The following is a 10,319-nucleotide window of genomic DNA, read 5'->3' as shown; positions in this document are numbered from 1 at the left end:
TCCGTTCGATTCATATGGTTCTAGTATAGGAAAAGGAATTTCTCGGGGCCGCCTCTCGGCGGCCTTGCGAAAAACAAATCCAAGTTAGACCATTTCAAATGGTTCGATGTCTGCCCGGATGCGACACTTGAAGTGTCCATCCTCGCAGTATCCGGTTCTCAAGGTGCACGCCCCGCGGCTGATCCGGTCCGACCGGGCCGCGCGGCAAGGAGATATATTGCCAGACCGGAGGGGCGCCGTGGGCGGGAATCTGGTCGTACACATTTCCTACACAGTTTGGAATCCGACTAACGTTTGCCAGCCGTTACCTACCGCTCGCCGAGCATCTCTTTATATAAGGCAGTCTCATGGTTAAAGCGGATACGTCCCCCTAGCTAAAGCACAGCCAGCATCGAGCAACTCATCACGTTCTTCCACCGAGAACCCCTCGGCGTAGACGCGCACCACTGGTTCGGTCCCGCTAGGACGGACCAGCAGCCACGTGTCATCCTCGAATGCCAAACGCAAGCCATCCATATGACTAACGTTTTGCGGCACCTTGCCACAAATCGACTTGGGGTTTACGCCCGGCAGCAGGGTTCGTAACGTTTCGGCATCTTCGGCCTCAAGGCGCAAATCCCGTCGACCGTAACTCGTCTTACCAAAACTGTCCTCGAGTTGGTCGACCAGAACGCCCAAAGGCGCGTCCGTCTTAGCCATAAGCTCACACAGAATCAGACAGGCGAGGATTCCATCGCGCTCGGGCATATGCGCGGCGATGCCGATACCACCGGCTTCTTCGCCGCCCATGAGGACGCCGCCCTTCTTCATCTCTGCCGCTATATATTTGAAACCGACTGGCTTGACGGTCACGCGGCAGCCAAGCGCCTCGGCAATGCGACGCACGAGCGTCGAGCATGAAAGATTGACGACGACGCGCCCCTCCAAATTACGAAATTGAACCAAGTCGCCCAAAACGAGCGCCATGATCTGATGCGGATGTATATATCTGCCGCGCTCGTCAACCGCGCCGATACGGTCGGCGTCGCCGTCGGTCACCAGGCCAGCGCAAGCTCCGTCCTCGATAACCGTGCGCTCGCAAGCGTCCACCCACGGTTCAACGGGGTCGGGGCAGATATCTTCTTGGTCAGACGCCTGCCCGGCGTGAATCTCGTGCACCTCAACGCCAAGCTCGCGCAGCAAGTCGGCTAGATAGCCCTGGGCTGCGCCGCCCATGGGATCGACAACCACGCGCAGGTGCGCGGCGCGGATGGCTTCGGCATCGACAAACGATGCCACCGCCTGCATATAGTCAGGAATGATATCCGCGGTGCGATATTGCCCCTCGATCCCCATTGGCTCGAGAGCCATGGTCTCTTCGAGCTCTTCGATGACATCCTGGTTGGCGGTCGAGCCGTCACCCATGCGAATCTTGAGGCACAGATAGCCCTGCGGATGATGGGACCCCGTCACCATGAGCGCGCCGCACGCCTCACCGTCATAAGCCGCCGCCCACGTAAGGGCAGGGGTCGGGACAGGTCGCGAAGCGAGCACGGCGTCTAGCCCGTGCGCCGCTAGCACGCCCGCCGCAAGCTCAGCGAACTCGCGCGCCAGGGGCCGGGTGTCGAACCCTATATATACCGTTTTGCCCGGATTGGTCTTTTGCCACAACTCGCCGACGGCATCGGCGATACGGGCAACGTTATCGGCAGTGAAGTCCTCATCGACGCGAGCGCGCCAACCGTCAGTTCCAAAATGAATTATCGCGCACACGCGCAGACACCTCACAGTGTTTGGATCATGGTACGCATGGGGTATACCCGCAACATGCACTCGGCAACCTGCCGGCACCAGCATTCACCATTTGGGCAAATGCTGCCGAGGACATGCAGGCAATAAAAAACTGCCCCGTATGGAGCGGTTTTGCCCTTTATATATCGAGCGCCTCGGCCATCGCTGCCGTAGTGATTGCCGTGGTTCCACAACAACTGCCCACCATTGCGACGCCGGCATGTCTCCATTCGATGCATGCGCGCGCGAAAGCTTCGGGGTTCTCGTGCCATACGGGGCCATCCTGAGTCTGGACCGGATCGCCCACGTTGGGACGCACCGTGACGGGAGTAGTCGCCGATGCAACCATCCTGGGCACCGCCGCGTTCGCGGCCGCAAGCGAACAGCAATTAACACCAACCGAGTTTGCGCCGTGTTTTTCGGCGTACAAAACGGCTGCCTCGATGTTGAGGCCATCGCCCAACAGGTCGCCTTTATCGTCAACGACAAAACTCACCAGAACAGGCATGCCGTCGGCGGCATCTCGAGCGCCGGCAAGCATGGGCTGCAAATTACGGATAGACGTCACCGTCTCGATCAGCAGACCGTCAACGCCGGCATTGAGCAAGGCGTGCGCCTGTTCGCGCGCAATGCCTCGGATTTCACGATACTCGGCAGAGTCCTCGGCAAACCACTCAATACCGATCGGGCCCATCGAGCCCAGCAGCAGCTGAGGGTGCGCCTGGCGGGCATCGTCGACGGCCCCGCGATTGACCTCCGCCACGGACGGCGCAATCTGGTCGTGTTTGAGGGCATAGCTTGATGCCTGAAAGGTGTTGGTAATGAGCACCTGCGCGCCGGCGGCGACATACAAGCGATGGATACGAGAAACGGTCTGCGGCTCTGCCAGATTCCAAAACGCCGGTGGAATGTCGGCGGCATCGTACTCACTCAACAGAACACTGCCCATGGGGCCCTGCGCCAACAAGGTCTCGCTCGACAAGCGGCGCGTAAGTTCCTCGGCACCAAAGCGGTTGTAATAACTCGTATCCATATATATCCCGCTATTCCTCGACGCTGATTCCCTGCTTTTCGAGATAGGCGAGCCAGCGGCTCATCGTGTCCTCGGATAGCGCATGCTCCATCATGCAGGCCTCGGAATCGGCTCGCTCAAATTCGACACCGAGCTCCTGAACCAAAAACGTGCGGATGAGGCGATGACGGTACCAGATAGCCGTACCAACCTCGCGGCCGCGATCGGTCAGGATCACCTTGCCGTAGTGCGATTGCTCGACAAGCTCGGATGCCTTGAGCGCCGAAACCGCTTTATTGACCGATGCCTTGGAGACGCCAAGGCGCTGCGCGATGTCGACCGATCGCACGCCGTTGGTTTCCCCCTCTTCGCTTTCAATGCGAACCATGCACTCCAAGTAGTCTTCGTTCGCCACCGTCAGATGTAGTTCGCGCGAGCTATTTGTCGTATCCATGATCTTCCGTCCCTTCTGCATTCAATGGCTGATTCTACCCCATCCAAGCGTCGTGGTATGCCGTGGCATACCGTGCTAGAGTTCTTGTTGCACACGACGACCAAGATTGGAGCGGTCTTTATGGAAAACACCACCACGAGCCCCGATGTCCTCGAACGCTTTTTGCGCTACGTCCAGATCAACACGCAGTCCGAGGATGCAAACTGTGACCAGGTACCCTCGAGCGCCGTTCAGTTTGACCTTGCCAACGTGCTGGCTGAAGAGCTGCGCGAGCTTGGTGCGAAAGATGCCCACGTGACCGAGCACGCCTATGTCTGCGCGCATATCCCCGCAAGTGCGGGCGCTGAGGACAAGCCCGCCCTGGGCCTGATCGCCCATCTCGACACCACCGAAGTTGCACCGGGTGCCGGCGTGAAGCCGCACATCGTACACTACGAAGGCGGCGACCTGGTCTGCGGCACGGTTGACGGTAAGCCCGTTGCCATGAGCACCGCCAAGCTTCCCGCCCTGAACGACCTCGCGGGTGAGGACCTGGTCTGCAGCGATGGCACCACGCTGCTGGGCGCGGACGACAAGGCAGGCGTCGCCGAGATCATGTCGCTTGTCGCGCGTATCGCTCAGGATCCCTCCCTGCCCCATCCCGCACTCGGCATTTGCTTCTGCCCTGACGAGGAGATCGGTCACGGAGCCGAGCTGTTGGATATCGATACCTTTGGCTGCAAGTACGCCTACACGGTCGACGGCGGCCCCATCGGCGAGCTGGAGTGGGAGTGCTTTAACGCCGCCGAGGCGACCGTCCGCTTTGAGGGCCAGTCCATCCACCCGGGCGACGCCAAGGGCCGTATGATCAACGCAGGCAATCTGTTCTGCGACTTCAACGCGTTGCTCCCCTACGTGCAGCGCCCGGAGTATACGGAAGGCTACGAGGGCTTTTATCACCTTGAGGGTGTATCTGCGACCGTCGATCACGCCACAGCGCGCTATATCGTCCGCGACCATGACGCCGCCAAGTTCCAGCAGAAACTCGACCTTATTGATGCCGCCGCCTCGATGCTCAACCAGCGTCTGGGTGAGGAGCGCGTGACGGTCGAGATTAGGCAGCAGTATCGAAATATGGCCGAGATCGTTCGTGACTATCCCGAGCTTATTGATGTTGCCAAGGAAGCCTACCTTGCCTGCGGCGTTGAGCCCCAAGTGCTGCCGATTCGCGGCGGCACCGACGGCGCTCAGCTGTCGTTCCGCGGTCTGCCCTGCCCCAACCTTTCCACCGGCGGCTATTGCTACCACGGCGTCAACGAGTTCGTCCCGGTCAGTTCGCTCGTCAAGATGACCGACGTGCTCCAGGAGCTCGTCGCCCGCTTTGCATAAGCCTGGCTGCACAAGTCCAAAAGACGAATCGCCCCGTCCTCAACCAAGAACGGGGCGATTTTTTTGCTGCAATGAGAACAGGTTGACGCACGCCAGCCTCTTAACGCAAGGAGTGTCCCAAACTGCCGGTACAAAAGGAACGTCCCCAAGTGCCAAGTGTTCCGGCAACGCCGATGTTTTGGCAACGACAGCGAGCGGGTCGCATTTGAGACAAGGTGACGTGAAGCGAAAGGGCGCTGACCTTCTGGTCGCGCCCTTGAAGTTGAACGTCAGATTGTCCAAATGCGGCCCGCGCAGCGTCGAGTCGTTACGGCGTTTGGTAAAACGCCGTAACTCTAGTAGTTGGCTTCGTAGCCGTTGCCGTCGCCGGTGGGCTCTTCGTAGTAGTCCGAATCGCTTGAATCGCTTGAGTCATCGGAATCGTCAGAGCTGACCGATGAGGTTGCGGTACCGTTTGCGTAGTCGTCAGACGTGTTGTTGTTCAGGTCACCGATCGTAGAGCTGGAACCGTCGGAAAGACCCATGGTGTTGGGACCCTTGGGATCCTTGCCGGCATCGACGCGCTCCATCATTTCCTTGAGCTCGTCCTCGTAGACAAAGACGTAGCTCACACCGTCGATCATGGTGCTGTCGTCGGCGTACGAGGGCAGGTTGGCCGAGTAGATACCGTCGACATCCATACCGCGCATGGCGTTGACCGTAGCCACGATATCCTGAACGCTCATATCGGTTACGAGCATATCGGACAGCGAATTAACCAGGCCAAAGATCTTTGTGGCATCGAAGTTATTGAGAATCTGGTTGGCAAGGGCGCCAAGCACCTGACGCTGGTGGCGCATGCGCGTGTAATCGCCGTCGGCATAGGTGTAGCGGCAGCGGGCATAGGTAAGGGCGGTGGCACCGTCCATATGCTGCTGGCCAGCGGTAATCTTAATATCCAGGTGCTCGGGGTCGTCAACATCATCGGTTGCGTTAATGTCGATACCGCCAACCGAATCAATCAGCGCCTGCATACCGTCGAAGCTGACCTCGGCATAGTGGGAAATCTGAACACCGCACAGCTCGTTGACCGCCTCGACCATGGCCTCGGCGCCGCCAACGGTATGGCAGGCGTTGATCTTCATGGTCTCGCCCTTGTACTCGACCTTGGTGTCGCGCGGAACGGAAATGAGCGTCGCCTGTTTTTGCGTGGGGTCGATGCGTGCCAGGATAATCGAGTCGGCACGATACGTATCCTCGCCCGGACGGCCGTCGGTGCCAAGAAGCAGCACGTAGAACGGATCCTTTGCCTCATCGGTGTCAACCAGAACCCGACGCAGATTGTCGGTAATGACATTAGAATCGCCGAGCTTGCCCATAATGGTGGCAAACCACAGGCCGGCAGCGGTAGTGGCACTCAGCAGCACGCCAAGCACGACAATGAGCGCGACGTGACGAATCGTGTGGCTACGGCGACGTTGACGAGCGCGCTCGGAATAGCGAGCCACGTTATCGCGACTGTAGATCTTGGCCTGCGCACCAGTTGAGGGTCTTCGGGTGGTGGTATCCGCGAGGGGTTTTTTATTAAACATAGGCAACCTGTATTAGTAGATGACGGGATCGGGGACGGTAGCATGCTCGACATGCGCGCCAAGCGCCTGCAGCTTTTCGACAAACCGCTCGTAGCCGCGCTTGATGTGATGGATGGCCGAAACCTCGGTCGTCCCGTCGGCGATCAAGCCCGCTACGACGAGGGCCGCTCCGCCACGCAGATCGGGCGAGGTAACCTGTGCACCCGAGAAGCCCTTGACGCCATGAATCATGGCATGATGGCTCTCGATACGAATGTCGGCACCCATGCGCACCAGCTCAGAGGCAAACATAAAGCGATTCTCGAAGATGTTCTCGGTGATAACGGAGCTACCATCGGCAAGGGCGGAGAGCACCATAATCTGCGCCTGCATGTCCGTCGGGAAGCCGGGGAACGGAAGCGTCTGGATGTCGACCGGCTTGATACGCTCGGCACGGTTTACATGGACGCCATCCTCGACGCGCTCGCAGTCGATACCCATGAGCTCCATCTTCTTGAGTACCATGCCCAAGTGAATGGGGCAAAAACCCGTGACGTCGACACCGCGATCGTCGGCCATCAACGCACCGGCGACGATAAAGGTGCCGGCCTCGATGCGGTCGCCCACTACGCGATGGGTAACGGGATGCAGCTCTTCCACGCCCTCGATGGTCACGACAGGCGTACCGGCGCCGACAATCTTAGCGCCCATCTCGTTGAGCATGTTGGCGAGATCGACGATCTCGGGCTCGCGGGCGGCATTGTCGATAACCGTGGTACCCTTCGCGCGCACGGATGCCATAATGAGGTTCTCGGTCGCACCGACACTGGCGAACTCGAGCGTGACGGTGGTACCGCGCAGACCTTGGGGCGCATTAGCGTTGATGTAACCGTGGGCGGTATCGAACTCAACGCCCAGGGCCTCGAGACCAAGAATGTGCATATCGATCTTGCGAGCACCCAGGTTGCAGCCGCCCGGCATGGCGATCTTGGCGCGATGGAAGCGACCCAGCAGGGGTCCCATCACGGCTGTGGAAGCACGCATCTTGGCAACGAGCTCGTAGGGGGCCTCCCAAGAATCGACCTGAGAGGTATCAATCTCGAGCGTGTGCTCGTCGAGAACATCGATCGTAGCGCCCATGCCCTTGAGCACCTTGCCCATCACGTGGACATCGGAAATATCGGGCACGTTCTGCAGCGTCGTCTTGCCCGGCGCCAGAAGCGTTGCCGCCATGAGTTTGAGTGCGGAGTTCTTGGCGCCCGAAACGGGCACGGAGCCTCCGATGGCGTGGCCACCCTCAACGCGGATAATATCCAAGGTCTACCCTTTCAAAAAGCATGCCCGGGATGGCTGGGCCATCCCGGGCATGATGTGTTCGCAAATGGTCGAACGCTAAATCGTTTGACTATTGGGCAAGCTTGAGCTTACACCATGCGATTTCATTATAGAGGTAGGCGCGGCGTGCATCATCCTCCGACAAATTACCCAGCTTCTCTTCAAAACCTTGAATATCAGCTTTAAGCTTGTCGGCATCGACGGTCGCCAAATCGCAAGCGCGCTCGGCGAGAACGGTCACGACATCGTCCGCAACCTGGGCATAGCCGCCGGCCACGGCAAACGTGTGGTCGACAGTGCCCATGGCCTTATCGGAAACGCGAACGTAACCGCGGTCGATCGTGCAGATCTCGCTGGAGTGAGCAGGCAGAACGCCAAACTCGCCATCCGTGGACGGAATCGACACAAACGCAGCGTCGCCCTCATAGGCGCAGCTCACGGGGCACACGATGCGGATACGCATAACCTACTTCTCCCCCATCTTGCGGGCGCGCTCGCGCACGTCCTCAATCGTGGAAGCATAGCGGAAAGCCTGCTCGGGCAGGTCATCGGCCTTGCCGTCGACAATCTCGGCAAAAGAGCGGACGGTATCCTCGACGCGGACGTAGACACCGGGGTTGCCGGTGAACTTCTCGGCGACGTGGAAGGACTGCGAGAGGAACTGCTGAATCTTACGGGCACGGTTGACCGTAAGGCGCTGCTCCTCGGACAGCTCGTCCATACCCAGAATTGCGATGATGTCCTGAAGGTCGGAGTACTCCTGCAGGAGCTCCTGGACCTTGACAGCGACACGGTAGTGCTCCTCGCCGACGATCGAGGGATCGAGAGCGTCGGAGGAAGACGCGAGCGGGTCGATAGCCGGGAACAGGCCGAGCGACGAAATGCTACGCGAAAGAACCGTGGTGGCATCGAGGTGAGTAAACGTCGTGGCAGGCGCCGGGTCGGTCAGGTCGTCTGCGGGGACGTAGACAGCCTGGACGGAGGTAATGGAGCCCGTCTTGGTCGAGGTAATGCGCTCCTGGAGGTCGCCCATCTCGGTTGCCAGCGTGGGCTGGTAACCAACGGCGGACGGCATACGGCCCAGCAGTGCGGAAACCTCGGAACCTGCCTGGGAGAAGCGGAAGATGTTGTCGATGAACAGCAGAACGTCCTGGCCACGATCACGGAAATACTCAGCGGTGGTAAGGCCGGCCAGACCGATGCGCAGACGCGCTCCGGGCGGCTCGTTCATCTGACCGTAGACCAAGCAGGTCTTGTCGATAACGCCAGACTCGCTCATCTCGAGGAACAGGTCGGTGCCCTCGCGGGTACGCTCGCCGACGCCGGTGAACACCGAGGTGCCGCCGTGCTCCTGGGCGAGGTTGTTGATGAGCTCCTGAATCAGAACGGTCTTGCCGACGCCGGCGCCACCGAACAGACCTGTCTTGCCGCCGCGGATGTAGGGCTCGAGCAGGTCGACGGCCTTGATGCCGGTCTCGAAGATCTCGGTCTTGGTGGTGAGCTCGTCGAAACGGGGCGCTGCATGGTGGATGGGGTAGAACTCCTCCACCTCGGGCATGGGCTTGCCGTCGACGGGCTTGCCCATGACGTTCCAAATACGGCCGAGCGTCTTGGGGCCAACGGGCATTTTCATGGGCTCACCGGTATCGGTGGCGATGAGGCCGCGCTGCAGGCCGTCGGTCGAGGACATGGCGACCGTGCGGACGACGCCGCCCGGAAGCTGGCTCTCGACCTCGAGGATCGTGCTCAGATGACCGATCGGGGTCTCGGCCTCGACCGTGAGCGCGTTGTAGATCGGGGGCACCGCGCCGTCAAACTTGACGTCGACGACAGGGCCGATGATTCGCACGATGCGACCATCACCGGCAGTCGTCTTCTTGGTGGCTTCCTCGACCGCAAGCTTTACGGTGTTATTAGCCATTACTGTTCCTCCAATGCTGAGGCTCCGCCGACGATCTCGTTAATCTCGGTCGTGATCGAAGCCTGGCGCACGCGACTATACGTGCGGGTAAGGGTCGAGATGATCGCGGTGGCGTTTTCCGTCGCGGAGTGCATGGCCTTGCGGCGTGCACCCTGCTCGGCAGCCGCCGAATCGATCAGGGCCTGGTAGATGACCGTCAGGATATAAGACGGCACAAGCTTGCCGAGAACATGCTCGGGAGAGGGCACGAACTCGAACGTGGACGAGATGCGCTTAGGGGCGTCGGTCTCGTTCTTACGCGGACCGTGGGCCATAGCGATCATCTCGGGGTCGAGCGGCAACAGATGCTCGACGCGAAGCTCCTGATCCACGCGGTTCTTGGCGTGGTGGTAGACAAGCTCGACACGGTCAAGCTCACCGGCACGATACACATCGCAGATATGAGAGGAGATCATGCGGGCCTGATTGAAATCGGGCTCAGAGGAGTTGCCCTCAAAGTGCATGATGACGTTTGCGCGGTCGCGGAAATACGTGGCCGGCTTACGCCCGCACGCGATGATCTCGCACTCGATGCCGTCGTTCGCCCAAGAAGCGGCGAGCTTTTCGGCCGTGCGCTCCACCGTCGTATTGAAACCGCCGGCAAGGCCGCGGTCCGAGGCAATAACGACAATCAGGCCATGCTTGACGCTCTCATGCTTCTGCAGCATGGGATCGGTGCCCGAACAGGAGGCGTCGCCGGCGACCGTCAACATGACGTCGGTCAGCGCCTCCTTATAGGGCTCGGCCTGCTTGGAGCGATCGAGGGCACGACGGATCTTGGCCGTAGAGACCATCTCCATCGTGCGCGTGATCTGCTTGGTCGTGGTAACCGAGGAGATTCGCTTCTTAATGTCGCGAAGGTTGGCCATG

At 59.9% G+C, this 10,319-nt stretch carries 9 protein-coding genes; 1 reads left to right on the top strand and 8 read right to left on the bottom strand.

Translation table 11 applies throughout. The features are described 5' to 3' along the window. Positions 1–351: 351 nt before the first annotated feature. The 3 genes from AAAX32_RS07250 to AAAX32_RS07240 all read right to left on the bottom strand — a co-directional run bounded on the left by AAAX32_RS07250 (position 352) and on the right by AAAX32_RS07240 (position 3,236). A complete protein-coding gene (locus AAAX32_RS07250; RefSeq protein WP_343001262.1) occupies positions 352–1,752 on the bottom strand; it encodes a phosphoglucomutase/phosphomannomutase family protein in 1,401 nt (466 codons plus the stop codon). A 157-nt stretch (positions 1,753–1,909) separates the two neighbouring features. Beyond that, the gene (locus AAAX32_RS07245) at positions 1,910–2,803 is read right to left on the bottom strand and encodes a homocysteine S-methyltransferase family protein (protein WP_349100381.1); all 894 of its coding nucleotides are present in this window, start codon (positions 2,801–2,803) and stop codon (positions 1,910–1,912) included. Between the two features lie 10 nt (positions 2,804–2,813). Beyond that, positions 2,814–3,236 carry a metal-dependent transcriptional regulator gene (locus AAAX32_RS07240; protein ID WP_040359600.1) on the bottom strand — a complete coding sequence of 141 codons (423 nt, stop codon included), beginning with the start codon at positions 3,234–3,236 and terminating at the stop codon, positions 2,814–2,816. Positions 3,237–3,356: 120 nt separating this feature from the next. Here AAAX32_RS07240 and pepT point away from each other — a divergent pair, with 120 nt between their 5' ends. After that, positions 3,357–4,604 carry a peptidase T gene (gene pepT, locus AAAX32_RS07235; RefSeq protein ID WP_148331847.1) on the top strand — a complete coding sequence of 416 codons (1,248 nt, stop codon included), beginning with the start codon at positions 3,357–3,359 and terminating at the stop codon, positions 4,602–4,604. A gap of 335 nt (positions 4,605–4,939) precedes the next feature. Here pepT and AAAX32_RS07230 read toward each other — a convergent pair whose 3' ends face one another. From AAAX32_RS07230 to atpG, 5 genes are all read right to left on the bottom strand, one after another. Next, complete coding sequence (locus AAAX32_RS07230; protein WP_089573100.1) at positions 4,940–6,175, bottom strand: LCP family protein; 1,236 nt, start codon at positions 6,173–6,175, stop codon at positions 4,940–4,942. 12 nt (positions 6,176–6,187) lie between these two features. After that, positions 6,188–7,471: a UDP-N-acetylglucosamine 1-carboxyvinyltransferase gene (murA, locus tag AAAX32_RS07225; protein WP_148331846.1), complete on the bottom strand. Its 1,284-nt coding sequence runs from the start codon at positions 7,469–7,471 to the stop codon at positions 6,188–6,190. Between the two features lie 88 nt (positions 7,472–7,559). Next, entirely contained in the window at positions 7,560–7,952 is a 393-nt protein-coding gene (gene atpC, locus AAAX32_RS07220; protein WP_006235718.1) for an ATP synthase F1 subunit epsilon, read from the bottom strand. 3 nt (positions 7,953–7,955) lie between these two features. Next, complete coding sequence (gene atpD / locus AAAX32_RS07215; RefSeq protein WP_006235717.1) at positions 7,956–9,410, bottom strand: F0F1 ATP synthase subunit beta; 1,455 nt, start codon at positions 9,408–9,410, stop codon at positions 7,956–7,958. Next, a complete protein-coding gene (atpG, locus tag AAAX32_RS07210; RefSeq protein ID WP_349100380.1) occupies positions 9,410–10,318 on the bottom strand; it encodes an ATP synthase F1 subunit gamma in 909 nt (302 codons plus the stop codon). The genes atpD and atpG overlap by 1 nt, the downstream gene beginning before the upstream one ends. Position 10,319 lies beyond the last annotated feature (1 nt).

Source organism: Collinsella sp. CLA-ER-H3, from assembly GCF_040092425.1.
In the GTDB taxonomy this organism is placed as follows: domain Bacteria; phylum Actinomycetota; class Coriobacteriia; order Coriobacteriales; family Coriobacteriaceae; genus Collinsella.
This window is presented reverse-complemented; position numbering and strand designations above follow the sequence as displayed.

Excerpts from the sequence above, each read along its gene's own strand:
- AAAX32_RS07245 (WP_349100381.1), bottom strand. The coding sequence starts at position 2,803 with ATGGATACGAGTTATTACAACCGCTTTGGTGCCGAGGAACTTACGCGC.
- AAAX32_RS07240 (WP_040359600.1), bottom strand. The coding sequence starts at position 3,236 with ATGGATACGACAAATAGCTCGCGCGAACTACATCTGACGGTGGCGAAC.
- pepT (WP_148331847.1), top strand. The coding sequence starts at position 3,357 with ATGGAAAACACCACCACGAGCCCCGATGTCCTCGAACGCTTTTTGCGC.
- AAAX32_RS07230 (WP_089573100.1), bottom strand. The coding sequence starts at position 6,175 with ATGTTTAATAAAAAACCCCTCGCGGATACCACCACCCGAAGACCCTCA.
- atpC (WP_006235718.1), bottom strand. The coding sequence starts at position 7,952 with ATGCGTATCCGCATCGTGTGCCCCGTGAGCTGCGCCTATGAGGGCGAC.
- atpD (WP_006235717.1), bottom strand. The coding sequence starts at position 9,410 with ATGGCTAATAACACCGTAAAGCTTGCGGTCGAGGAAGCCACCAAGAAG.
- atpG (WP_349100380.1), bottom strand. The coding sequence starts at position 10,318 with ATGGCCAACCTTCGCGACATTAAGAAGCGAATCTCCTCGGTTACCACG.